13 protein-coding genes, 1 other RNA gene and 1 pseudogene are annotated in these 24,168 nt (G+C 73.9%); 4 read left to right on the top strand and 11 right to left on the bottom strand.

The genetic code is table 11. The features are described 5' to 3' along the window. Positions 1 to 106: DUF397 domain-containing protein (locus ACZ6EJ_RS10050; RefSeq protein ID WP_469265980.1), on the top strand; the 106-nt coding region annotated here is incomplete at its 5' end. A gap of 33 nt (positions 107 to 139) precedes the next feature. Next, the gene (locus tag ACZ6EJ_RS10045; RefSeq protein ID WP_469265914.1) at positions 140 to 337 is read left to right on the top strand and encodes a DUF397 domain-containing protein; all 198 of its coding nucleotides are present in this window, start codon (positions 140 to 142) and stop codon (positions 335 to 337) included. A gap of 344 nt (positions 338 to 681) precedes the next feature. On the opposite strand, the gene ACZ6EJ_RS10040 is transcribed toward ACZ6EJ_RS10045, so the two are convergent. The 7 genes and pseudogenes from ACZ6EJ_RS10040 to ftsE form a co-directional block, all read right to left on the bottom strand. After that, the gene (locus tag ACZ6EJ_RS10040) at positions 682 to 9,048 is read right to left on the bottom strand and encodes a type I polyketide synthase (protein WP_469265913.1); all 8,367 of its coding nucleotides are present in this window, start codon (positions 9,046 to 9,048) and stop codon (positions 682 to 684) included. 151 nt (positions 9,049 to 9,199) lie between these two features. Then, a pseudogene (locus tag ACZ6EJ_RS10035) lies at positions 9,200 to 9,475 on the bottom strand (transposase); the annotation flags it as partial. 241 nt (positions 9,476 to 9,716) lie between these two features. Continuing rightward, positions 9,717 to 10,104: a transfer-messenger RNA gene (gene ssrA, locus ACZ6EJ_RS10030) on the bottom strand. A 121-nt stretch (positions 10,105 to 10,225) separates the two neighbouring features. After that, positions 10,226 to 10,714: an SsrA-binding protein SmpB gene (gene smpB / locus ACZ6EJ_RS10025; protein WP_469265912.1), complete on the bottom strand. Its 489-nt coding sequence runs from the start codon at positions 10,712 to 10,714 to the stop codon at positions 10,226 to 10,228. An 18-nt stretch (positions 10,715 to 10,732) separates the two neighbouring features. Then, on the bottom strand, positions 10,733 to 11,920 hold the full coding sequence (locus ACZ6EJ_RS10020; RefSeq protein ID WP_469265910.1) for a S41 family peptidase: 1,188 nt from the start codon (positions 11,918 to 11,920) through the stop codon (positions 10,733 to 10,735). A 68-nt stretch (positions 11,921 to 11,988) separates the two neighbouring features. After that, on the bottom strand, positions 11,989 to 12,909 hold the full coding sequence (gene ftsX / locus ACZ6EJ_RS10015; RefSeq protein WP_469265909.1) for a permease-like cell division protein FtsX: 921 nt from the start codon (positions 12,907 to 12,909) through the stop codon (positions 11,989 to 11,991). Positions 12,910 to 12,963: 54 nt separating this feature from the next. Continuing rightward, the gene (ftsE, locus tag ACZ6EJ_RS10010; protein WP_469265907.1) at positions 12,964 to 13,653 is read right to left on the bottom strand and encodes a cell division ATP-binding protein FtsE; all 690 of its coding nucleotides are present in this window, start codon (positions 13,651 to 13,653) and stop codon (positions 12,964 to 12,966) included. A 262-nt stretch (positions 13,654 to 13,915) separates the two neighbouring features. Here ftsE and ACZ6EJ_RS10005 point away from each other — a divergent pair, with 262 nt between their 5' ends. After that, positions 13,916 to 14,116: a hypothetical protein gene (locus ACZ6EJ_RS10005; protein ID WP_469265906.1), complete on the top strand. Its 201-nt coding sequence runs from the start codon at positions 13,916 to 13,918 to the stop codon at positions 14,114 to 14,116. Between the two features lie 208 nt (positions 14,117 to 14,324). Here the strand turns inward: ACZ6EJ_RS10005 and ACZ6EJ_RS10000 are convergent, their stop codons facing one another. The 4 genes from ACZ6EJ_RS10000 to ACZ6EJ_RS09985 all read right to left on the bottom strand — a co-directional run bounded on the left by ACZ6EJ_RS10000 (position 14,325) and on the right by ACZ6EJ_RS09985 (position 20,249). Next, positions 14,325 to 15,203, bottom strand: coding sequence for an LPXTG cell wall anchor domain-containing protein (locus ACZ6EJ_RS10000; protein ID WP_469265904.1), 879 nt, complete (start codon positions 15,201 to 15,203; stop codon positions 14,325 to 14,327). Between the two features lie 346 nt (positions 15,204 to 15,549). Then, positions 15,550 to 16,656: a peptide chain release factor 2 gene (gene prfB, locus ACZ6EJ_RS09995; protein WP_469265902.1), complete on the bottom strand. Its 1,107-nt coding sequence runs from the start codon at positions 16,654 to 16,656 to the stop codon at positions 15,550 to 15,552. Positions 16,657 to 17,179: 523 nt separating this feature from the next. Beyond that, complete coding sequence (locus ACZ6EJ_RS09990; RefSeq protein ID WP_469265900.1) at positions 17,180 to 18,424, bottom strand: serine/threonine-protein kinase; 1,245 nt, start codon at positions 18,422 to 18,424, stop codon at positions 17,180 to 17,182. A gap of 145 nt (positions 18,425 to 18,569) precedes the next feature. After that, entirely contained in the window at positions 18,570 to 20,249 is a 1,680-nt protein-coding gene (locus ACZ6EJ_RS09985) for a serine/threonine-protein kinase (RefSeq protein ID WP_469265898.1), read from the bottom strand. A gap of 508 nt (positions 20,250 to 20,757) precedes the next feature. On the opposite strand from ACZ6EJ_RS09985, the gene ACZ6EJ_RS09980 reads away from it, so the two are divergent. Beyond that, positions 20,758 to 24,156: an FHA domain-containing protein gene (locus ACZ6EJ_RS09980; protein ID WP_469265896.1), complete on the top strand. Its 3,399-nt coding sequence runs from the start codon at positions 20,758 to 20,760 to the stop codon at positions 24,154 to 24,156. Positions 24,157 to 24,168 lie beyond the last annotated feature (12 nt).

Here is a 24,168-nt window from a genome sequence, read left to right as displayed (position 1 = left end):
GGGCGGCCGAGCAGTCCGCGACAGCAAGAACCAGCACGGCCCCCGCCTCCACTTCACCCCTGCCCAGTGGACCGCCTTCACCGAGCACGTGAAGACCGCGATCTGACCGACCCGCAACGAACCCCCAGAGGGAGCCACCATGCCCACCATCGTCGGCCCGTTCGTCAAGGCCACCGCGAGCGGCCAGCAGGACAACTGCGTGGAGGTGGCCCCCCTCTCCGACGGCGGCCGAGCAGTCCGCGACAGCAAGAACCAGCACGGCCCCCGCCTCCACTTCACCCCTGCCCAGTGGACCGCCTTCACCGAGCACGTGAAGACGGAGGCGTACGGCGTCTGACTCCATTGACGCGCACAAGCTTCCGCCCCGCGAGTCACCTCGCGGGGCGGAAGCCTATGAGGACCCACGCACCGGGCCTGAGCCCTCCGGCTCCCAGCGGTGACGGCGCGGATCTGCGACCAGCCGGAGTGGTCAGGGCTTCCGCCGGCGAAGAGTGCCGACGAGCTCCGTGAGCCGGCCACGGGGGACGTGGACGACGGCATGTTCCTCCGGGACCGCCGGGTCCCGGAGGAACACGCACGCGCCACGAGACGACGGGGACCATCTCCGTGTCGATGTCCGCCCGTTCCCCGTCAGGGGTGGTGTGCGTCTCGTACGGGTGGATGGGTAGAGCTCTGCCGCCGTCAGGCCGCCCCGTCCTGGTGCCGGGAGTGGCCTCCGGTCGTGTCCACCCCTGCGAGGTGTTCGCAGAGCCAGGTGTGGACGGCGGTGGCGGTCGTGCCGGAATGATCCTCCAGAACGGTGAAGTGGTCACCGGACACGGTGATCTCGGAGTGCGGCAGGCTCCATGCCTCGGCGGCCTCGATGCCCGGCAGGCGCTCCCCGGCCCGGACGAAGAGGGTGGGGGCCGCCAGTTCCGCCGGCTTCCAGCGGTCGTAGAGCTCCAGGTAGCCGGCCATCGCGGTGAGCCGGTCGCTCTCGGCCGAGGCGAACTGCGCGGAGTTCTCCAACATGCCCGCGGTCATCGCCGAGAGCGCGGACCCGTCACCGCGGTTGCCCCCGAGGCCGCTGTCCTCGCACGGATAGGTGTCGATCAGTACGACGGCGGACGGCACCAGGCCCGTGCGCTCCAGCTCCTCGGCGACCGCGTGTGCCACCCATCCGCCCGCCGAGCGCCCCAGCAGGACGAACGGCTCGCCGCCCGCGCACGCGCGCACGCTGGCGGCCTGTACCGCCACGAAGGCGTCCCGCGTGGCCGGCAGCGGTTCCTGTGGCAGGAAACCGGGGTTGGGCAGGACCGAAACCGGACGCCGGCCCTGGAGAGCCGCCCCGAAACGGGCGTATTCGTGCGGCCCCGACAGTGCGCTGAGGGCGGGGAAGCAGATCAGGCGGTGCCCGGAACCCCCTGTCGCGAGAGTGACGGCCGAAGGTGGCGAGCCGAGGGCCTCGGGGCCCTCGAACACCTCACGGAAACGTGACGCGATCGTCAGGAGGACCATCCCGTCCCACGCCTTGCCACGGGCGCACGCCGTACGGAAGAGCGCGGACAAGGAGTCGGCGTCCGCGCCCTTCGGAGCCGCGGCCCTTTCCGCGGCGCCGCCCTGCCGCCGGGAGGAGGCCCCGCCCGGGGCGGTCCCCGCCGCACCGAGGCCGGTGGCGCCGGGAGCGGCCGGAGTCCCGAGGGCTTCAGGGGCGTCCTGTGACCAGCGTTCCGCCAGGTGGGCGGCGACCCCACGCGGCGTCGGGTAGTCGAACAGGAGCGTGGCCGGCAAGGCCAGTCCCGTGAGCCCCTCGAGCCGGTTGCGCAACTCGACCGCGGCCAGTGAGTCGAGGCCCAGTTCCGCCAGCGCGCGGTCCGCTTCGATCGCGGAATCCTCCGAGCCGTGGCCGAGTGCCAGGGCGGCCTCCGCCCGGACCTGCGCGAGGAGAAGAGCACCGCGTTCGTCCGGAGGCGTGGCGGCCAGCCGACGGCGAAGGGAGTCCTCGCCGTCGGTGCCGCGCCCGGCGCGCGATGCGGAGCCGCTCCGTACGGGCCCCCGGCCCGGTACCCGGGAGAGCGGCGCCCCCGGCGCCCCGGTTGCCGCCGGGTCGAGACGAGCTGCCACCAGGACGGGGTCCCGTCCTTCGACGGCGGTGTCGAAGAGCGAGAGGCCCTCCTCGGTCCGCAGCGGGACGAAACCGGAACGGGCCATCCGGCGCAGGTCCGCGTCCCGGAGCGCGGCCGTCATCCCACCGCTCTGCTGCCACGGCCCCCAGGCGAGAGAAGTGCCGGGCAACCCGAGCGCCCTGCGGTGCCGTGCCAGCGCGTCCAGGAACGAGTTCGCCGCCGCGTAGTTGCCCTGGCCGCCGGAGCCGAACACCCCGGCCACCGAGGAGAACAGGGCGAACACCGCCAGGTCGCTGCCCCGGGTCAGCTCGTGCAGGGCCAGGGCCGCGTCCACCTTCGGCCGCAGCACGCGGTCCAGCCGCTCCTGTGTGAGTGCCGGGATCACACCGTCGTCGAGGACCCCCGCGGTGTGCACCACGCCGGTCAGTGGGTGCGCCTCCGGCACGCTCGCGAGCAGAGCGGCGAGCGCCGTACGGTCGGCGACGTCACAGGCTGCCACCGTGACCTCCGCGCCCAGTCCCTTGAGTTCCGCGCACAGCTCGGCGGTGCCGGGCGCATCGGCTCCGCGCCGCCCCACGAGCAGCAGGTGACGCACCCCGTGCGCGACCACGAGGTGACGGGCGAACTCCCGGCCCAGCGATCCGGATCCCCCGGTGACCAGGACGGTGCCGTCCGAGCGCAGCCGACGCGACGCCCCATCGACCGTCTCCGTCGCCGCTCGGGACGCGCGGACCAGTCTCGGTACGTACGCGACACCGTTGCGTACGGCCGTCTGCGGTTCGGGACTCGTCAGGAGCCGTACCAGGGACCCCGCGGAGGCGGGGTGGTCATCGACGTCGACCAGCGAGAAGCGGCCCGGGTTCTCGGTCTGCGCCGAGCGGAGCAGACCCCACACAGGTGCGTGGACGAGCGCGGCTTCGTCGTCGCGGATGCTTCCGTCCCGCTCGGCTCCGGTGGCGACGGCGCCCGAAGTGAGGACGACCAGACGTGAGCCGGCGAGCCGTTCCTCGGCGAGCCAGTCCTGTACGAGCCGCAGCGCCCAGCCGGCCGTACGGTGTGCGGCCGACGCGCGGTCCGTTCGGTCGGCCCCGGTGAGCGGAGGGCAGGCGATCACGACGGCAGGCGCCTCTGCCGCCGCCGAGGCCGGATCCGGATAGGCCGTCGGCCCGATGCCCGCCTGCAGGAGTGCGTCGTCCAGCCACGGGCCGGGCTCGCCCAGGAGCCCGTACAGAGGCGGCTTCCCCGGCATCGGGACGGAGGAATCCGGCAGACGCGTCCAGTCCAGGAGGAACAGAGAGTCGCTGTGCGCGCGAACGCCGCTCAACTGCTCGCGGGAGAGCGGCCGCAGGACGAGCGAGTCCACCGTGGCGACAGGGGCTCCGGTCCCGTCGGCCAGCTCCAGCCGGGCTCTGTCCCCCTCCGTCCGGGACACCCGCACCCGCAGCGTGCGGGCGCCGGACGCGTACAGCCGCACACCGCTCCAGGCGAACGGGAGCGACAGCAGTGCCCCGGTTCCGCCGGCGGTGTCGCCGTCTTCACCGTCCGGGACAGTCCGGTCCAGCATCAAGGTGTGCAGCGCCGAATCAAGCAGGGCCGGATGCAGGGCAAAGAGGTCGGCGTTTCCGTGTTCCCCCTCCGGGAGTTCGATCTCGGCGAGGAGGTCCCCGCCCAGGCGCCAGGCAGCCCGCAGGCCCTGGAAGGCCGGTCCGTAACGGAGCCCGCTGTCCGCGAGTCCCTCGTAGAAGCCGATACCAGCCTCGGTGCCGGGCGACAGCGGGACAGCGCCCGCCGGCGGCCAGGGGGACGGCACGGCCGCGGAGGTCCGCGGTTGCGGAAGGCCGGAGTCCGCAGGGGCCAGGACTCCGGAGGCATGGCGGTTCCAGGGGCCGTCGTCGTATCCGGGAGCGTGCGTCCGCGCGTGGAACACCACGGCCCGGCGCCCGTCCGCGTCCGCTCGCGCCACCTTCACCTGGAGTTCGACCGCCTCGTCGGAGGAGAGCGGAAGCGGCGCGGTCAGCGTCAGTTCCTCCAGTACGGAGGCGCCCACCCGGACCCCGGCGCCGATCGCCATCTCGACGAAGGCCGTCGCCGGCAGGAGCGCCGTGCCCAACACCGTGTGGTCGGCGAGCCAGGGCTGGTCGCGCAGGGACAGCCGACCGCTCAGCAGCAGGCCGTCGTCGTCCGCCGTCGACGTCACCGCTCGCAGGAACGGGTGGGACGCGGCGTCCGGCTCCGCCGCGGACCCCGGCGGGTCGGCGTCCAGCCAGTACCGCTCACGCTGGAACGCGTAGGTGGGCAGCGCCGCACGCCGTGCGCCACGCCCGGCGAAGACCGCCTGCCAGTCCACGTGCACACCGTGCGCGTGGAGCGCGGCCACCGTGGCGAGCAGCGCCCCGGCCTCGGGACGCGCGCCACGAAGCGTCGGGACGGCCAAGGGCGCGGAGCTGTCCGCGCGGCCGCCCGAGGCGGCCGTCACCGTGGCCGCCGGGTCGGAGAAGGCGTCACGTGCCAGGCCCACGAGCACACTGTCCGGGCCGAGCTCCACGAAGTGCGTGGCCCCCCGCTCCCGCAGGTACCGCACCGTGTCGGCGAAACGGACCGGCCGGCGAACATGGTCCACCCAGTACCGGGGTGAGCAGATCTCCTCGGTGGTCGCGGGCCGGTCCGCCACCGCGGTGACGAGGGGGAGTTCCGGTGGGGAGTGGACGATCCCCCGCGCGACCGCGCCGAAGTCCTCGAGCATGGGTTCCATGTGCGCGGAGTGGAACGCATGGCTCACCCGCAGAAGGGTGGCCCCGCGTCCCTGTTCGCGCCAGTGCGCGATGGCCTCCAGCACCGCGGGCTCGTCCCCGGAGACGACCACGGAGCGACCGTTCACTGCCGCGATGTCCACCTCCCGCAGTGAGCCCGCTCCGCCCGCCAGATACGCGGTGACCTCGCTCTCGTCTGCCTGTACGGAGGCCATCGCGCCGCCGGCGGGCAGCGCGTCCATCAGCCGGCCCCGCGCCGCGACCAGGGTGCAGGCGTCCGCGAGGGACAGCACACCGGCGACGTGCGCCGCCGCCAGTTCGCCGACCGAGTGACCGGCCACCAGGTCGGGACGTACGCCCCAGGACTCCAGCAGCCGGAACAGCGAGACCTCCAGGGCGAAGAGTGCGGGCTGCGCGAAGCGCGTCGTGTGCAGGAGCCCGCCCGCTCGCGGGGCCGCGGCGCCCTCGGCGCCCTCCCGGCCGCCTTCGGCGTTCTCGGTGGCGAACACCACGTCCCGCAGTGGCCGCGGCAGAAGCGGGTCCAGCAGTGCGCAGATCTCGTCGAAGGAACGGGCGTAGACGGGATGGGTCTCGTACAGTTCCCGGCCCATGCCCGCCCGCTGGCTGCCCTGCCCGGTGAACATGAAGACCACCGGGCCCGCCGGGCGGGGACCGCTCGTACTCAGGCCCGGCCGGTGGCGGCCTTCCGCCACCGCGTCGAGCGAGGCGAGGAGTTCGTCGCGGTCACCGGCCACCACCACCGCGCGGTGCTCGAAATGGGCGCGGGTCGTGGCCAGCGAGAAACCGAGGTCCAGCAGGTCCGCTCCGGGGCGTTCCCCCACGTGGGCATGGAGTCGCCGGGCCTGCGCCCGCAGCCCCGAGGCGCTCTTCGCCGACACCGGGAACGGCACGGCCGAAACCGGTGCCCCGGCCGTCCGGGCGGCCGGGGATCCGCTGTCCGGGGACCGCCTGTCCGGGCGGCCCGAGTCGTCGGGCTCCTCCGCAGGCGCCTGCTCGATCACCACATGCGCGTTGGTTCCGCTGATCCCGAAGGACGACACACCCGCCCGCCGGGGCCGCCCGGTCCGGGGCCAGGGCACCGAACGGGACAACAATGACACCGCACCCGACGACCAGTCCACGCCGGGGTTCGGCTCCTCGGCGTGGAGCGTACGCGGCAGTACGCCGTGCGCGATCGCCTGGACCATCTTCATCACAGCGGCCATGCCCGCCGCCGCCTGCGTATGCCCGATGTTCGACTTGACCGAGCCCAGCCACAGGGGGTGCTCCCGTGCACCGTCCTGCCCGTATGCCTCCAGGAACGCCTCCGCCTCGATGACGTCACCGAGTCGGGTGCCCGTGCCGTGTGCCTCCACCGCGTCGATCTCCGCGGGTTCCAGCCGCGCGTCGGCCAGAGCCTGGCGGATCACCCGTTGCTGCGCCGGTCCGTGCGGGGCGGTGAGGCCGTTGCTCGCACCGTCCTGGTTCACCGCGGAACCGCGCACCACGGCCAGGACCGGGTAACCCGCACGCCGGGCCTCCGACAGCCGTGTCACCAGCAGCATTCCCGCGCCCTCGGCCCACCCGGTGCCGTCCGCCGCCGCCCCGAACGCCTTGCAGCGGCCGTCGGGAGCCAGCGCGCGCTGCCTGCTGAACTCGACGAAGGACTGAGGCGCCGACATCACCGTGACGCCGCCGGCCAGCGCCAGTGAGCACTCGCCCCTGCGCAGGGCCTGAGCCGCCAGGTGCAGGGCCACCAGCGACGACGAGCACGCCGTGTCCACCGTGACCGCCGGGCCTTCCAGGCCCAGGGTGTAGGCGATACGGCCGGAGGCGACGCTGCCCGCGTTACCGATGCCCAGGTAGCCCTCCACACGCTCCGGTGTGCGGGCGATACGGCCGGCGTAGTCGCTGTACATGAGTCCGGCGTACACGCCGGTGGGCGTGGAGCGCACCGTACCGGGATCGATCCCCGCGTGTTCGAAGGCCTCCCAGGCGACTTCGAGCAGCAACCGGTGCTGCGGATCCATGGCCAGGGCCTCGCGGGGCGAGATCCCGAAGAAGGCCGGGTCGAAGCGGTCGACACCGGACAGGAAGCCCCCCTCGCGTACGTAGGTACGGCCGGCCCGTCCGGCATCCGGGTCGTAGAGCCCGTCCACGTCCCACCCCCGGTCCGTGGGGAAGGGGGTAATGGCGTCGACACCGTCCTCGACCAGCCGCCACAGGTCCTCGGGGCTCTCCACGCCGCCGGGGAAGCGGCACGCCATTCCCACGATGACCACGGGGTCCTCGTCCGTGCCGGCGCCTTCCGGGCGGCCGGGCGTGGCGGTCGTCGTCCGGCCGGTGAGCCGCGCCCGAAGATGTGCGGCGAGCTCGTCCGTGGTGGGGAAGTCGAAGGGCGCGGCATCGGACAGCCGGAGACCGGTCGCCGCCGACAGACGGCTGCACAGCACCGTCGACGTCAACGAGTCCAGCCCCAGGTCACGGAACGCGGTGCCCCGTTCCACCTCGTCCACGGCGCAGCCGAGCACGGCGGCGACCTCGGCCCGCACCAGAGCGGTCAGGTCCGCCTCCCCTGCCTCCGCCAGCGACAGGCCCCCGCCCGGCAGAGGGCGCACGGGCAGGCCGGCGAGCGCGTACCGCCTGACCTTGCCCGAGGCGGTACGCGGGATCGCGTCCACCTCGTGGAGGATCACGGGCACCTTGAACGGTGAGAGGTGATTCCGACAGGCGGCGAGGATCTCTCTCCTGTCGAGGACACCGGCCTTCGCCGGAACCAGGTAGGCGGCCGGGACCTCACCGAGTACGTCGTCCGGGACGCCCGCCACGGCGGCGTCCCTGATTCCCGGCAGCGCCAGCAGCACCGCCTCCACCTCGGAGGGATGGACGTTCTCCCCGGCCCGGATGATCAGCTCGCTGGCCCGGCCCGTGAGGGTGAGTTCACCGCCGGGGCCGATGCGGGCCAGATCACCGGTTCGGTACCACCCGTCGCGCAGGACCTCGGCGGTGTCGTCGGGACGCTGGTGGTAACCGGCCATGACACCGGGTCCGGAGACCCACAACTCGCCCTCGTCCGGCACCTCGGCGCCGCTGCCGTCGCCGATACGCGCCCGCATACCCGGCAGTACACGGCCGCAGGAGCCGGTCACCCGAGCGGTGCCCGGTGCCGTCATGGTGACGGGCCCCGCCTCGGTGCTTCCGTAGTGATCGAGGAACGGAACCCGGCAGACCTCCTCGAAGGCCCGCTGGAAAGCGGGAGGCGCGGCCGCGCCTCCGCTGACGCAGCCACGCAGCGCGGGCGCCTCCAGCCCGTGGGTCCCCACGGCGTCGAGGAGCTGGCCGTACGTCGCCGGTACCCCGGCCAGGAGCGTGACAGGGTCCTCGGTCCGGCGCAGTTCACCCAGCACGTCCACCACGGAGAAGCGCGGCAGGAGCAGGGCGGACGCTCCGGTCACGGTCACCCCGAGAACGCACAGGAGCTGCCCCATGGCGTGGTGCAGGGGGAGGGGCCAGAGCAGGCGGTCATCCGCCGACAGGCCGAGGACGGAGACGAAACCGGCCGCCACCGACGACAGCCGGTTGCGCTGAGTGGACAGCACCCCCTTGGGCAGACCGGTCGACCCGGAGGTGTAGAAGAGCCAGGCCACCTCGTCGAGCCCGAGATCATCAGGAGCCGGCGCGGGCGGCTCGGTGGCGGCCAGGGTCGTGTAACGGAACATGCCCGCTTCGTCGACCGGGTCGCCACTCGCCCTCGCCGCCGGGGATTCGCCTCGCGTCCCGGCATCCTCGTCCTCGTCCTCGACGAGCACCACGCTCAGCCGGGGACGCTCCGGGAGCAACGGCAGCAACTGGCCCACGGAGGACCGGTCGGCGAAGACGAACCGAGCCCCGCTGTCGTCCAGCAGGTGCGCCAACTCGGCGGTGGTGCTCCGCGAGTCCATCGGCACACCGACCGCGCCCGCCCTGAGGACGGCGAGGACGCTCTCGACGGCCTCCACACGACTGCCCAGGAGGATCGCCGCGCGCTCCCCGTGCCGCAGACCGAGGTCGACGAGATGCCCCGCCAGTCTGCCTGTTCGCTGTTCCAGCTGTTCGTAGGTGACACGGGAACGACCGTCCTGGAAGGCGGTCTTGGCACCGAGAAGCCGGGCGTGCTCCCGGAGCAGATCCGGCAGAGGACGGAGAGTGGCCATGTGCGCTGTCACAAGGACGAATACTTCCTCTGGACGGGAGCTGTCGATGATCACGATAGATGACCGGTCTGCCGGGGGCGGCGCCCGGCGAACCCGCAACGGGCCGGACCACGCGTCGAGTTGCCGAGCCGCGCAGGATCAGGAGGATGTCTCACGTGGTGAGTTTCGCGAGTTCCTTGTAGCAGGTCAGGGCTGCGGCGAGGCCGAGGGCGGCCAGGAGGTGGCGGCCTTTTCGTTCGTACCGGACGGTGAGGCGGCGATAACCGAGGAGCCAGGAGATCGACCGCTCGATCCTCCGGCGGCGCCGGCCGAGCCGCTCGCCCGATGCGATTGAGGGACGGGCGATCCGCGCGATGAGGTTTTGGCCGTGGAGCCGGCGGAGGTGCTCCGCGGAGTGGTACGCCTGGTCCGCGCGGACCTTCAGTGGCTTCCTCCGGCGGGCCTCCGCGCCGGGATCGGACGGCGGGGATGCCGGTCACCCCTGGCACCAGGCTCTTCCAGCGCCGCCCGGTGCAGCGGACCTGCGAGGGCGGGCACCGCTGGGCGAACACGACGAAGACCGCGAGCCCCCTGGGCCTGCCGCCGGCCGGCCCTTCTTCCGCCGCATCCGGGCATGGGAAAAGCCTCCGCCCCGCGAGTGGACTCGCGGGGCGGAGGCTTACATGGGGTGGTGGAGATGGCGGGAATCGAACCCGCGTCCAACGGTGCGGAACCAGGGCTTCTCCGAGTGCAGTTCGCTACGCTTTTCTCGGCCCCGGAGGTCACGCGAACAAGCCTCCGACAGGCCCAGCCACTGTTTGATTTCCTTCTCGGCCCCGTGGCCGGGCCGAGAAGTTTAGATCCCTAGTTGATGCCAGGGTCCGGGCCGGGACCACTCCCGGTCTGACACTCCGCAGAGTCTTCGCTTAGCTGCTAATTAGGCAGCGAGGGCGAAGGCGGAGGAATCGCGCTTGGAATTGGCGATTATTGTTTGCGACATATGGTTTACGAGATCATTGCCGCTTCCTCGACTCGCTTCCCCTGCTTCGACATCCGCTGTCGAAACCGATCATCCCCATGTTGATTTTTCAAAACGCACACCTTCGTCGAGGTGCACGCCCCATCGTACGTGACCAACGCCTGACGATGCCAGCGCATTCCCTCCGGGATGCGTCCGCCCCCGCCGGGCCGGCCCCGCTCAGGCGTTCCGCTGCCGCCTGCGGGCCGCCGCGATGGCGCGGTTCGTCTCCCTGGTGTCCTGCTTCTCGCGGAGCGTCTGCCGCTTGTCGTACTCCTTCTTGCCCTTCGCCAGCGCGATCTCGATCTTGACCCGGCCGTCCTTGAAGTACAGGGCGAGCGGCACGATGGTGTGGCCGGTCTCCTGCGACTTGGACTCCAGCTTGTCGATCTCGGCCCGGTGCAGCAGCAGCTTCCGCTTCCGCTTGGCCGTGTGGTTGGTCCAGGTGCCCTGGACGTACTCCGGGACGTGGATGTTGTGCAGCCACGCCTCGTGGTCGTCGATCTGGATGAAGCCGTCGACCAGGGAGGCCCGCCCCATGCGCAGGGACTTCACCTCCGTGCCCATGAGGACGAGACCGCACTCGTAGGTGTCGAGGATCGTGTAGTCGTGCCGCGCCTTCTTGTTCTGCGCGACCATCTTGCGCCCGGTGTCTTTTTCCTTCGCCATAGTGCGGTCATTTTCGCACTACGAACCGCCCCCGAGGCCACTCAATACCGTCTCGGCCCGCTGCTGGGCCCGCTCGTGCACCACGAGGTCGGGCGTGATGCCCCGTCCGTCGACGGTGCGGCCGCCCGGTGTGCGGTACTGGCCGACGGTCAGCTCGGCCACCGAACCGCCCGGAAGCCTGCTGGGCATCTGCACGGAGCCCTTGCCGAAGGTGGGCGAGCCCACGGTGACCGCGCGGCCCCGGTCCTGGAGCGCACCGGTCAGCAGCTCCGCGGCGCTCATCGTGCCGCCGTCGACCAGGACGACGACCGGCCGGTCCGTGTCACCGCCCGGATCGGCGTACAGGGCGCGCTGGTCCCCGCGCACGTCGTACGTGGCGACCAGGCCGCCGTCCAGGAAGGCGGAGGCGGCGACGACGGCCTCGGCGACCAGGCCGCCGGAGTTGGCGCGCAGGTCGAGCAGTATCCCGGCCCCCTCGGGCGCGGTGCGGACCGCCGTGCGGACCTCGCCGCCCGCGCCCTTGGTGAAGGCCGCGACCTTGATCATGACCGCCGGGGAGGGCGTCCCGCCCAGCCGCCGCACGGTGACCGTGTCGGTGGTCAGCCGGGCCCGCTCCAGGGTCCTCGTCCAGCTCCGGCCGTCCCGTACGAGCCCGAGGCGCACCCGGCTGCCCTCGCGCGCCCCCGTACCGTCGCCGCGCAGCAGCGCGACCACCTCGGCGACCGGGCGCCGGTCCACGCGGCGGCCGTCCACGGTGCGCAGCAGGTCCCCGGCGCGGATGCCGGCGCGGTCGGCGGGCCCGCCGGGCTGGACCCGGCCCACGCTGACGCCGCCCTCGGCCGTCCGTCGGGCGGAGAGCCCGACGCCGGTGTACGAGCCGTCCAGCGCCTTCTCGAACTCCTCGTACTCGCGCTCGTCGTAGACCGCCCCCCAGCGGTCCCCGCTGCGGCTGACGACCTCCTCGGCCGCGTCCTTCACGGACGTGCCCTCCGCTTTCGCGTCGGCGGCGGCGGCCTCGATCTCGCGGCGGTCGACCGGGGCGACGGTGGAGGAGACGGCACGGGCCTGCACGCGGGGGCGGGGCTCGGGGGCCTGCGGCAGCGAACCCGTCGCCGCGGCCGTGGCCAGGGCACATCCGAAGGCCAAAGTCAGGACGGCCCCGCGACCGAGGCCGCGGAGCCCGAAGCGGTGCGCAGAGCCCGACATGGCGACGAGTCTAGGACAGGCCCCCTGGGGCGCACGGCCACTCGACCGTGCGCCCCAGGGGGCACTTGTCACACCTTCAGGTACTTGCGGAGCGCGAAGAGAGCGGCAACGGCGGGCATGAGCAGACCGATCGCCAGGACCAGCGGAAGCTTGGTGAGGACCGCGTCCCAACCGATGAAGTCGATCAGGTTCAGCTTCTCCTGGAGGGCGAGGCCGCCGTCGATCAGGAAGTACCGGCCGCCCAGCAGCATCGCGCAGGCCAGCACGCCGCCGATGAGGCCGGCGACGGCCGCCTCCATGATGAAGGGGGCCTGGATGTAGAAGCCGGAGGCCCCCACCAGCCGCATGATGCCCGTCTCACGCCGCCGGCTGAACGCCGAGACGCGGACGGTGTTGACGATCAGGATCAGCGCGATGACGAGCATGAGGATCATCACGTAGATCGCGACGACGTTCATGCCGTTCATCAGCTCGAAGAGGTTGTCCAGGATGGACCGCTGGTCCTGGACGGACTGCACCCCGTCGCGTCCCGCGAAGGCCGTCGCGACGACCTTGTACTTCTCCGGGTCCTTCAACTTGACCCGGAACGACTCCTGCATCTGGTCGGGCGTGATGTTGCCCGCCATCGGGGAGTCGCCGAACTGCTCCTGGTAGTGCTTGTACGCCTCGTCGACCGTCTCGAAGTGGACCGGCTTCTCGACGGCCTCCATCTTCTCCAGGTCGGCCTTGATCTGCGCCTTCTGCTCGGACGTGACGGCGCCCTTGGCGCACTTGGGCATGTCCTTGGCGTCGTTCTTGTTGCAGAGGAAGATCGAGACGTTGACCTTGTCGTACCAGTAGTCCTTCATCGTGCTGACCTGCTCGCGCATCAGCAGCGCACCGCCGAACAGGGCGAGCGAGAGGGCGACGGAGACCACGACGGCGAAGGTCATCGTGAGGTTGCGACGGAGACCGACGCCGATCTCCGACAGGACGAACTGGGCGCGCATGGCGTCCTTTCAGTACTCGATGCTCGAAATGCGCGAAGGGCCGGGACCCCTCGGTCAGTGCTGGTAGCCGTAGACGCCGCGCGCCTGGTCGCGTACGAGACGGCCCTGTTCGAGCTCGATGACGCGCTTGCGCATCTGGTCGACGATGTTCTGGTCGTGGGTCGCCATGATCACGGTGGTGCCGGTCCGGTTGATCCGGTCCAGCAGCTTCATGATGCCGACGGAGGTCTGCGGGTCGAGGTTGCCGGTCGGCTCGTCCGCGATCAGCAGCATCGGGCGGTTCACGAAGGCGCGGGCGATGGCCACGCGCTGCTGCTCGCCACCGGACAGCTCACCGGGCATCCGCTCCTCCTTGCCGCCGAGGCCGACGAGGTCGAGGACCTGCGGGACGGCCTTGCGGATCTCGCCGCGCGGCTTGCCGATGACCTCCTGGGCGAAGGCCACGTTCTGCGCGACGGTCTTGTTGGGCAGCAGGCGGAAGTCCTGGAAGACCGTGCCCAACTGACGGCGCATCTGCGGCACCTTCCAGTTGGACAGCCGCGCGAGGTCCTTGCCCAGCACGTGGACCGCGCCCGTACTGGCGCGCTCCTCGCGCAGGATCAACCGCATGAAGGTCGACTTGCCGGAGCCGGAGGAGCCCACCAGGAAGACGAACTCACCCTTCTCGATGTCCAGCGAGACATCGCGCAGAGCCGGTCGGGTCTGCTTCGGGTAGGTCTTGGAGACGTTGTCGAATCGGATCACGGATGCACCATGGTCGGCCGGGAGTAGGTGAGCGTGACCATACGCGAACCCGGCTCGGACGCGCAGGCGGCGTCCACTGATGGGCGTTTTGTGGCGGATCTGCCCCCGGACGGATGCAGGTCGTGCCGGGCCTTGTCCAGGGGGCCGCGCCGAATGCCGCGCGAGCTGGCACAGTGGTGGGGGGAACGGTCGCGTTCCCCGGAGCGTTGTGCGGAGTGGAGAGCAGGGCGAGCGGCTCCGCCGCGCGGGAGGAGGAATGCGCATGACCTATGACCGACTGGTGTGCGCGAACTGCGCGGCGCCCGTGAGCGAGGGCCGCTGCCGCGTCTGCCGCGCCGTGCGGCAGCAGATGCTGGAGGAGGAGGGCCAGGGCCCGCTGGCCGGGATGAGCCCGGTCATGCTGATCGCCCTGATGGTGGTGCTGCTGACGGCGCTCGCGCTGCTGGCCCACCGGGCGGCCTGACCGGCCGGTCCCCGCGGCTGCCCCTATCCGTCCCCCGCGGGGGACGACAGACGTACGCGTACGGCCGCCTGAGCGGCCGGGAAGCGCGAAGGGCCCAGGAGAGGCATTGGACGCCCTCCTGGGCCCTTCTCGGTGCTCATCGGCCTCATCGGCCCCGTGAGGCGGGGTGCGGCGCTCCCGTCAGGGGCCGCCGCACCCCGTCACCCGGCTAGGCGACCGTACGGCCGCCGGCGACGAGACGCGGCAGGATACGGAAGCCGATGCCGCCGGCGATCATCGTCGCGGCGCCGATGACCAGGAACGTGGTCTCGGCCGCACCGGTCTCGGCCAGCTCTTCCTTGCCCTTGCTCTGCTGGACCGGCGCGTTGCCGACGCTGTTGGTGGCGGTGCCGTCGGCGCACTCCGCCCCGTCGAGGTCGACGGTGCAGGTGCCGACGCCACCGTTGGAGCCGGTGTCCGGGGAGATCGGGTCCGTGGGGTCGACCGGGTCCGTGGGGTCGGTGCCGATCGGGTCCTCCGGGTCGACGGGGTCGGTGCCGCCCTGGTCGCCGCCGCCCTGGTCGCCGCCACCCTGGTCGCCGCCGCCCTGGTCGCCGCCGCCCTGGTCGCCGCCGCCCTGGTCGCCACCGCCCTGGTCGCCACCGCCCTGGTCGCCACCGCCCTGGTCGCCACCGCCCTGGTCGCCACCGCCCTGGTCGCCACCGCCCTGGTCGCCGCCACCCTGGTCGCCGCCACCCTGGTCGCCGCCACCCTGGTCGCCGCCACCCTGGTCGCCACCGCCCTGGTCGCCGCCACCCTGGTCGCCGCCACCCTGGTCGCCGCCGCCCTGGTCGCCGCCGCCCTGGTCGCCGCCGCCCTGGTCGCCACCGCCCTGGTCGCCGCCTTCGGACGTACCGCCCGCGTCAGCGCCACCGGCGGGGTTCTCGCCGTCGTCCAGCACCGACACCTGCGTGGTGACGCCGCTGTCGCCGGCGTCCACGCCGATCTCCAGGGCCTGTGCCGCGCCGGCCGCGGTCAGCGAGGCGCCTGCGGCGATCACCGCACCCGCGGCGATCCGCGCGACGCGGACACGCGTCTTCTTCGTCATCTGTCGCTACCCCCAGTAGCCATTCGTCAGTGGAGCAGCCGTATGCGGTCCGCGGTCCCTCGGGGGAGTCGTTCTCGACAGGTCCACGTCGTGCCGTGGTCGTCCCGCCGCCCCCGGTTCACACCCGTCCCAGACATACGCACGCTGCTCCAGCACCCTGCCAGAGTTGCGGATTACGTCAAGGGCATTCCGTGCACTACACACCGGTATGCGGGCTCTTGACGGTTATACAGAAGCAGGACTGTGACGCAGCGGGCACCGGTTCCCCTTCCCGTGTCCGCCCGCGCGCCAACGCAGGAGGGCCCGGACAGTCGCCTGTCCGGGCCCTGACCGCCTGCGGTCGGCGTTACTTCTCCCGCTGCTTGCGCCAGCGGATGCCCGCCTCGACGAAGCCGTCGATCTCGCCGTTGAAGACCGCTTCCGGGTTGCCCATCTCGTACTCCGTACGCAGGTCCTTGACCATCTGGTACGGGTGCAGCACGTACGAACGCATCTGGTTGCCCCAGGAGTTGCCGCCGTCGCCCTTGAGCGCGTTCATCTTCGCCTGCTCCTCCTGGCGGCGCCGCTCCAGCAGCTTGGCCTGGAGGACGTTCATCGCGGACGCCTTGTTCTGGATCTGCGAGCGCTCGTTCTGGCAGGAGACGACGATGCCGGTCGGCAGGTGGGTCAACCGGACCGCGGAGTCCGTGGTGTTGACGCCCTGACCGCCGGGGCCCGAGGAGCGGTACACGTCGACGCGCAGCTCGGACTCGTCGATCTCGATGTGGTCGGTCTGCTCGACGACCGGGAGCACCTCGACGCCGGCGAAGGACGTCTGGCGGCGGCCCTGGTTGTCGAAGGGCGAGATCCGGACCAGGCGGTGGGTGCCCTGCTCGACGGAGAGCGTGCCGTAGGCGTACGGGACCTGGACGGCGAAGGTGGTCGACTTGATGCCGGCCTCTTCGGCGTACGCCGTCTCGTAGACCTCGGTCTTGTAGCCGCGCTGCTCGGCCCAGCGGAGGTACATGCGCTGGAGCTTCTCCGCGAAGTCGGCGGCGTCGACACCGCCGGCCTCGGCCCGGATGGTCACCAGGGCCTCGCGGGCGTCGTACTCGCCGGACAGGAGGGTGCGGACCTCCATCTCGTCCAGCGCCTTCTTCACCGACGCCAGCTCGGCCTCCGCCTCGGCGAGCGCGTCGGCGTCGCCCTCGTCCTCGGCGAGCTCGAAGAGGACTTCGAGATCGTCGATGCGCCCGCGCAGGGCCTCGGCCTTGCGGACCTCGGCCTGGAGGTGGGAAAGCTTGCTGGTGATCTTCTGGGCCGCCTCCGGGTCGTCCCACAGGGACGGCGCCGCTGCCTGCTCCTCGAGCGCGGCGATGTCCGCCCTCAGCGCATCCAGGTCCAGGACGGCCTCGATCGACCCCATGGTCGAGGAGAGGGACTTCAGCTCTTCGGAAATATCGACGACTGCCACGGGTCCAGCGTAACGGCTGGGCGGCTGAAGCTTGCCCGCGCGGGGGAACCGGACGCCGCCGGGGCCCCGGCGCACCCGCGCCCGCCCCGGCGGGCCGGGCGGTCGGACCGGGGCCGTAGGAACCGGTCGTGCGGGGGCCGCGGCCGGGCTTACGCAGGCGTGCGGGCCGGTCGTGCGGGCTCGCGCGGGCTCGTCGTACGGGGTCATAAAGGCCCGTCGCACGGGGGCCCGCAGGCTGGTCGTACAGGGTCACGCGGGCCCGTGGCGCGGGCCGCGCCGGGCGGTCGTACGGGCTGCTCGGCGATCGTCCTACGGGCGGGTCGGCGGTCGTCGTGCGGGCGGTGGTGCGGGCCATGCGACGGTCGTCGCGCGGGCGGCGGTGCGGGTCCAGTCGTACGGGCCGTGCGGCAGTCGTCGCGCGGGCGATGGCGCGGGTCCAGTCGTACGGGCCGTGCGGCAGTCGTCGCGCGGGCGATGGTGCGGGTCCAGTCGTACGGGCCGTGCGGCTGATCGTCGTGCGGGTCTACGGGAAGGCCGGGGCCGAGTTCTCGCCGTCCTGGGGGGTTCGGTCGCCCTCGCCTCCGCCGGTCGCCAGCCAGCCTCCCACCGCGACGGCCCCGCACAGGGCGAGGCCGGCGACGGAGAGGGTGATCCGGCGCTTGCGGACGGCGGCCGCCTTGTTGCGGGCGGAACCGGGGCGGGGCCGGCCCGGAGCGCGGGGGGCGCGGGCCGTGCCCAGGGGGCCGCCGGCCAGCTCGTCGGGGGCGGGGACGCGCATACTCGTGTGGGTGTCCCGGTTGGAGTCGGGCGCGGAGCCGGGCACCAGCGGGACCGCGCCGCGGCGGCGCGGCTCCTCGGCGGGGGCGTACTGCTGCTCGTCGTAGGCCGGGGAGTGCGGGTCGCCCTCCTCCGCCTCGGGCTCGTCCACCTCCAGCGGGGGTATCCCCGCCAGCAGGGGCAGCAGGTCGCGCAGGCGCACGGCCAGCTCCGAGGCGCGCAGCCGGGAGGCCGGGGCCTTGGCCAGGCACTGCACCAGGAGCTGCCACAGCTCCTCGGGGATGCCGGGGAGCGGGACGACGGTCTCGGTGACGTGGCGGCGCAGGACGGCGCCGGGGTGGCCGCCGCCGAAGGGGGTGAACCCGGCGAGCAGCTCGTAGAGCACGGTCGCCAGGGCGTAGATGTCGACGGCGGCGCGCGGCGGAAGGCCCTCGACGATCTCGGGCGCCAGGTAGTCCGGCGTACCGATGATCTTCGTGGTCCGGGTGCGGAGCGGGGTGTCGATGAGCTTGGCGACGCCGAAGTCGGTGAGGAGGGCGGGGTGGGCGCCGCCCGGTCCGAGCGGGCCCTCCATGTCGAGCAGGATGTTCTCCGGCTTGACGTCCCGGTGGATCACCTGGGCCTTGTGCGCGGCGGCCAGGCCGTCCGCGACGTCCGCGACGATCGCGACGGCGGCCTCGGGGGCGAGGCGGCGCTCGCGGTCCAGGCGGGTGCGCAGGTCGGTGCCGCGTACGAGCGTCATGACCAGGGCCAGGTCGTTGCCGTCCACGACGAGGTCGTGGACGGCGACCACGTGCGGGTGGTCGAGCCCGAGCAGGGCGGTGCGCTCCTGGACGAAGCGGCCCACCAGCTCCTGGTCGGACGCGAGGTCCTCGCGGAGCAGCTTGATGGCGACCGGGCCCTCGGGCCCCTCGCCGAGCCACACCGTGCCGGCGCTGCCGCGCCCCAGGATCTGGTGGGCGGTGTACCGGCTGCCGATATTCCGTGCCACGACTGCTCCCTCAGCGGCTGGCGGTGGACCCCCGGTCGACAAAGTTACGCGGCGTTCGAGGCGCCGCGCGCCCGGCATGGCGCCAACCCGCACTTCTCCGGGTCATATCGCCCCGGAGAAGTCGACAAACGGACGGCGGAAGCGGTCAGCCGCCCGTACCGGAGGTGTCGGAGGGGGTGCTGCCGGCGTTATCGCCGAGCTGGGAGAGCCAGTCGGTGACCGTGCCGATCGCGTCGCCGATCGCCTCCCAGTAGCCCTTGCCCTGGGCGACCCAGTCCTGGAGCGGGGTCAGCTCCCAGATGAGCCAGCCGGCGACGACCAGCAGGATCACGGTGAACAGGCAGCCCTTGAGGCAGCCGAGGCCGGGGATGCGCATCGGGTTGGCGCTGCGCTGCCGGGGCGGCCGCGGCTCCCTCGGCTGCCGCGGGGCGGGCTGCTGGGGCGGCGGCTGCGGGGGCGCGTACGGCTGCTGGGGCTGCTGCGGCTGCTGGTAGCGCTGCGGCTGCTGGTGCTGCTGGGGCGGGTACTGCTGGTGCTGCGGGGGCTGCTGCCTGCGCTGCGGAGGCTGCTGCTGGTGCTGTGGAGGCTGCTGGGGCGCCTGGCGCTGGGGGCGGCGGCGCAGCGGGTCCTGGCTCGGGTCGAGGTACTGGACCTGCGTCTGCTCGTTGCGGTCGCGGGCCGCCTGGAGCTGCGACTGCCAGGGGTGCGGGCCGTCCGGCTGCGGCGGCCCGTCCGGGCGCTGCGGCACGGGCGGCAGGACGGCGGTCGGGTCGGCGTTGCCGGAGCCGCCGCCCGGCCCCTGGCCGGTCTGCTGGAGCACGCTGGTGGGGGCGGCGGGATCGTACGAACCCGCGGTGCTCGGCAGCACCTGCGTGGGGTCGGCGTTCTGGGCGGTGTCCGGGACGGCGGTGGGCGCCGGGTCGGGGGCGAGCAAGGCGCCCACCCCGTCGGCGGCGGCGATCTGGGCCGAGTTCGCGTGGACGCCGATGCCCTCGGCGACCGTGCGCAGGCCGCGGGCCAGGTTCTCGGCGCTGGGCCGCCGGTCCGGGTCCTTGCTCAGGCAGCGTTCGATGACCGTCCACAGCGGCGCCGGGACGGTGGAGGGGCGGCGGGGCTCCTCGCTGAGGTGGCGGTGCAGGACTTCGAGGGCGGTGCCCCCGGAGAACGGCGGGCGGCCGGTGACCAGCTCGTACAGCAGGATGCCCGCGCCGTAGACGTCGACGGCGGAGGTCTGCGGGCGGCCCTCGGCGGACTCCGGCGCCACGTAGGCGGGGGTGCCGACGAACTCGTGGGTGCGGGTCAGCCCCGGAGAGTCGGCCAGGCGCGCGATGCCGAAGTCGGTGAGCATCGGGGTCATCCGGCCGTCGCGCTCGTCGAGCAGCACGTTGGCGGGCTTGAGGTCGCGGTGGACGACGCCGTCGGCGTGGCTGGCGGCCAGCGCGTCCGCGATCTGCGCGGTGAGCAGGGCGGCGGCGACCGGGGTGAGCGGACCGTTCTCGCGGAGGTAGCGGTGCAGGTCGGGGCCGTCGATGAGGTCCATCACCAGGGCGAGGAGGTCGCCCTCGACGACGAGGTCCCGCGTGCGCACGATGTTGGGGTGCGTCAGGCGCAGGAGGACCGAGCGCTCCCGCAGGAACCGCATCACGACGTCGGGGTCGTTGGCCAGCTCCTCCTTGAGGACCTTGATCGCCACGGTCTCGCCGGGCTGGCCCGCGACGGCCGCCTCGGCGCCCGCGGTCTCCCGCTGGCGTGCTCGCCAGACGGTGCCGGTGGCGCCGCGTCCGAGCGGCTCCTCCAGGAGGTATTTGCTGCCTACAGGCCGCACGTCATGCGCTCCCTGCTGATCGTGGTGCTTGCCGTCCGCCGGGGCCTGCCCGGATGTTCCGGCCCACTCTAGGCCCTGGGAACGGGGCGTCGGCAGTGCCGCCGGACGGGCGCCGGCGGGCGCGTACGGGGGGAAGACGCGCGGAACGGGCCGAAGGTTGCCGCGCGGTCGCGCCTCGGGACCGCCTCCTCCGGATCGAACACGGGAACGGGAGCGCCATCGCCGTTCGTTCCACGGCGGGCCCGCCCGCCGTGGTGGCCCCGCGAACGGCGGTATCCGGACGCGGGCAGGTGCTTTTGCGCCCACCGCCGACCATTCAAGATCATTTACAGGTGACCGCCGGGCGTGTTGTCGGCGGCAGGTGCGAGGATGCCTCCAGCACGGATCCGCGAGGTCGGAATCTCGCGGTCCGCGACGACCTGTTACGGACGACGTGTCCGTGCCGGGTGGGGGGATCACAGGGCGTTCCCCTGCCGGGCGCCCCGCGCAGAAGGGACCGCCGACGGCGATGCAGATCCGGCTGACCGTCCTCGCGCCGCGCAGCGGCCAGACCCCGCCGCGCGCCTGCGACGTGCTCGTCACCGCCCCCGCCGGGACGGCGCTGGCGGCGGTCGCCTCGCAGCTCGCCGCCGCCGTGGCCGGCCCCGACAGCTCCCAGGGCGGCGGGGCCGTCGTGCTCTTCGCCGGGCGGGAGCGGCTCGACGCGCACCGCGTCGCGCTGGGCGAGCCGCCCCTGGTGGACGGCGCGCTGCTCACGCTCCAGGTCCCCGGTGAGGACGAGGCGACGGACGACGCCGTCCCGGCCCGGTTGCACGTGGTCGCCGGACCGGACGCGGGCGGGGTCCACCTGCTGCACGGCGGGCAGATCCGGATCGGCCGCTCCGCCGACGCCGACGTCCCGCTCGACGACCCGGACGTGTCCCGGCTGCACTGCGCGGTCACCGTCCTGGACGACGGCCGCGTCACGGTGGCGGATCTCGGCTCGACGAACGGCACCTCGCTGGACGGCCTGGAGGTGCGCGACCGCCCGGTCCGCCTCGCGCCGGGCGCGCTGCTCCGGCTCGGGGAGTCGGCCCTGCGGCTCACGACTGGTTCCCGTCCGGCGGCGCTGCCGGCCGCCCCGGACGGCGAGGGGCATCTGCGGGTGCCCGTCGCCGAGCGGCGGCCGCCCGCCGCCGCCCCGTCCGACCACCCCGGCGCCCCGCCCGGCCCGGCCGCCGGGGCCCCCGGCCCCGCCGCCCCCCGGCCGGAGGCCGCCGCGGCCGGACCGGGCGCGGACCGGGCCGGCCGTCCCCCCGCCCCCGGCGAGCGGCCCGACGCCGCCGGGCCCCGGCGCGGCGGCCTGGGGGCCTGGGCCCGGCGGCTCACGGGGGGCGCGAAGCAGGACCCGGCGCCCACCCCGGAGCCGTGGGCGCGGCCCGGTCCGGACGCGGCGGCCGGCGTGTACGGCCGATCCCCCGCCGACGCCCCGCACGGCGTCGCGGAGGCGGCGTACGGTGCGCCCTCGGGCGCGTACGGCGGCCCCGACGACGGCCCCGGCGGCGCGGGCCACCTCGCCTCCCCGGCCTCCCCGCTCTCCCCCTTCTCCGCCCTGCCGTCCGCGCCCGAGGGCACCTGGCCGGACCCGGCCGCCCTGCTGCTGACCGCGCTCGGCCCCGGCCCCCGGCTGTGGGAGCGCCACGCGGACCACCCGGAGGCGCTGGTGATGCGCCTGGGCACGACGGACCGGGCCGACGTGCCCTGCGTGCCGGTGACCGTGGGGCTGCGGGAGGCCGGTTCGCTGGGGCTGGCCGGGCCGCGCGCCCGGCTGGCGGGGCTGGCCCGCGCGGCGGTGGCGCAGCTCGCCGCGCTGCACGCCCCGTCCGACCTGGAGATCGTCCTCATCAGCGCGGACCGCTCCCGCCCGCCGGAGGAGCGGCGGCGCGAGTGGGCCTGGCTGGGATGGCTGCCCCACCTGCGCCCGACGCACGGGCAGGACTGCCGCCTCCTCCTCGCGTACGACCGGGAGCAGGCGGACGCCCGTACGGCCGAGCTGGTGCGCCGGCTGGACGAGGGCCCGCTGGGTCCCGACTGGCCGAGCCTGGACCGGGCCGCGGTGGCCGAGGCCGCCCGCGCCCACACGGGGCCGCGCACGGTGGTCGTGCTGGACGGCGACCCCGGTACGGCGGCGCTGCGCGAGACCGCGGCCCGGCTGGCCGGGGCCGGGGCGGCGGCCGGGATCCATCTGATCTGCCTGGCCGAGACCCCGGCCGCCTCGCCCGCCTCCCCGGTGGCCGCGACGTACGACGCCGCCTGCCGGGCCTCCCTCGCCTTCCGCGAGTGCGGGGCGGTCGCACTGCTCAGCGGTGACGTCGCCACCGCGCTGCGCCTGCTGCGCACGGCGGGCGGACAGGTCGCGGGGCACGGCACGGTGGCCGCCGTGGACGCGGTGTCGGCGGCCTGGGCCGAGCGGTTCGCGCGGGCGCTGGCCCCGTTGCGCGAGGAGGGGTCGGCCGCGCTGGCGGGCCGCCCGACGACGGCGGCGCTGCCGCCGTCCGCCCGGCTGCTGGACGAGCTGGGGCTGGCCCGCGCGACACCCGCCTCGCTGATGGCCCGCTGGGCGTCCACGGCGGAGTGCCCACCGGGCGCCTCCGCGCCCCGCCCGCCCGCGGCCTCCCCGTCCCGCGCGGACCCGGACACCCTCGGCCGGGGACGCACGCTCAGCACGGGCCCGCGCATCGGCCCCCAGCGCACCGCGCCCTCCCCGCACCCCGGCGACCCCGACCGCACCCCGTACCCGGCGGCGCGGTGGGCCGGGGCGGGCGAGAGCGGCGAGGCGGTGGGCGGGGACGCCGTGCGGTCCACCGGCCCGCAGGCCGGGCGGCCGGTCGTCGTGCTCGGGGCGGGCCCCCGCGGCCCCCTCAGCGTCGACCTCTCCGCGGAGGGGCCGCACCTGCTCGTCGAGGGCCCGCCGGGCAGCGGCCGCACCGAGCTGCTGCGGGCCGTCGCCGCGTCCCTCGCCTCGGCGGCCCGGCCCGACCGGCTCGGCATCCTCCTCGTCGACGGCTTCGGCGGCGAGCGCGGGGAGCGCGGCGAAGGGCTGCTCCCCTGTACGGAGCTGCCGCACGTCTTCACGCACCTGGTGGCCTCCGACCCGGTCCGGATGCGGGAGTTCGCCCAGGCCCTGGGCGGTGAGCTGAAGCGGCGCGCCGAGCTCCTCGGCGACCTCGACTTCGCCGCCTGGCACGAGCACCGCGCCCGGCAGGAGACCTCCCCCCACGCGGTGGGCCGGCGGACGCCGAGCGGCGCGGAGCGCCGCGGCGAGGCGGACCCGACGGCCGGCGGCACCCTGCGGCTGCGCGCGGCCGCCGCCCGGCCCGCGGCGCCGGGGCCCTCCCCGCTGCCCCGGCTGGTCGTCCTCGCCGACGACTTCGACGCGCTGGTCGCCCCGGCGCTCGGCAGCCCCGGACGGCCCGCCGCCGGTTCGGTGGTGCGGGCCCTGGAGGCCGTGGCGCGGGACGGGGGACGGCTCGGGGTGCACCTGGTCGCCGCCTCCGCGCGCCCCGACCGCACCGAGGACACCGACCTGGCCCGGCGGGCGGGGCTGCGCATCGTGCTGGACGCCCCGGTGCTGCCGCCCTCCCCGGACGAGCCGGCTCCGGGGCGCGGCCGGCTCGGGCATCCGGACGGGCGGGTGACGCCGTTCCAGGGCGGCCGGGTCACCGGCCGCATCCCCCGCACGGCGACGCTGCGCCCCACCGTCGTACCGCTGGAGTGGGAGCGGATGGGCGATCCGCCGACGCGGCGGCCGGTCAGGGAGCTGGGCAACGGGCCCACGGACCTGGCACTGCTCGCCAGCGCGCTGGAGCGCGCGGCCCGTTCGGTCGGCGCCGAGCCGCTGCCCGCGCTCGTTCCCTACTCCCCCTGATCCCCCCTGCCC

The organism is Streptomyces sp. NPDC041970, assembly GCF_055588985.1.
This window is presented reverse-complemented; position numbering and strand designations above follow the sequence as displayed.

Coding starts and splice junctions, on each gene's coding strand:
- ACZ6EJ_RS10045 (WP_469265914.1), top strand. CDS start 140: ATGCCCACCATCGTCGGCCCGTTCGTCAAGGCCACCGCGAGCGGCCAG.
- ACZ6EJ_RS10040 (WP_469265913.1), bottom strand. CDS start 9,048: ATGGCCACTCTCCGTCCTCTGCCGGATCTGCTCCGGGAGCACGCCCGG.
- smpB (WP_469265912.1), bottom strand. CDS start 10,714: ATGGCGAAGGAAAAAGACACCGGGCGCAAGATGGTCGCGCAGAACAAG.
- ACZ6EJ_RS10020 (WP_469265910.1), bottom strand. CDS start 11,920: ATGTCGGGCTCTGCGCACCGCTTCGGGCTCCGCGGCCTCGGTCGCGGG.
- ftsX (WP_469265909.1), bottom strand. CDS start 12,909: ATGCGCGCCCAGTTCGTCCTGTCGGAGATCGGCGTCGGTCTCCGTCGC.
- ACZ6EJ_RS10005 (WP_469265906.1), top strand. CDS start 13,916: ATGACCTATGACCGACTGGTGTGCGCGAACTGCGCGGCGCCCGTGAGC.
- ACZ6EJ_RS10000 (WP_469265904.1), bottom strand. CDS start 15,203: ATGACGAAGAAGACGCGTGTCCGCGTCGCGCGGATCGCCGCGGGTGCG.
- ACZ6EJ_RS09980 (WP_469265896.1), top strand. CDS start 20,758: ATGCAGATCCGGCTGACCGTCCTCGCGCCGCGCAGCGGCCAGACCCCG.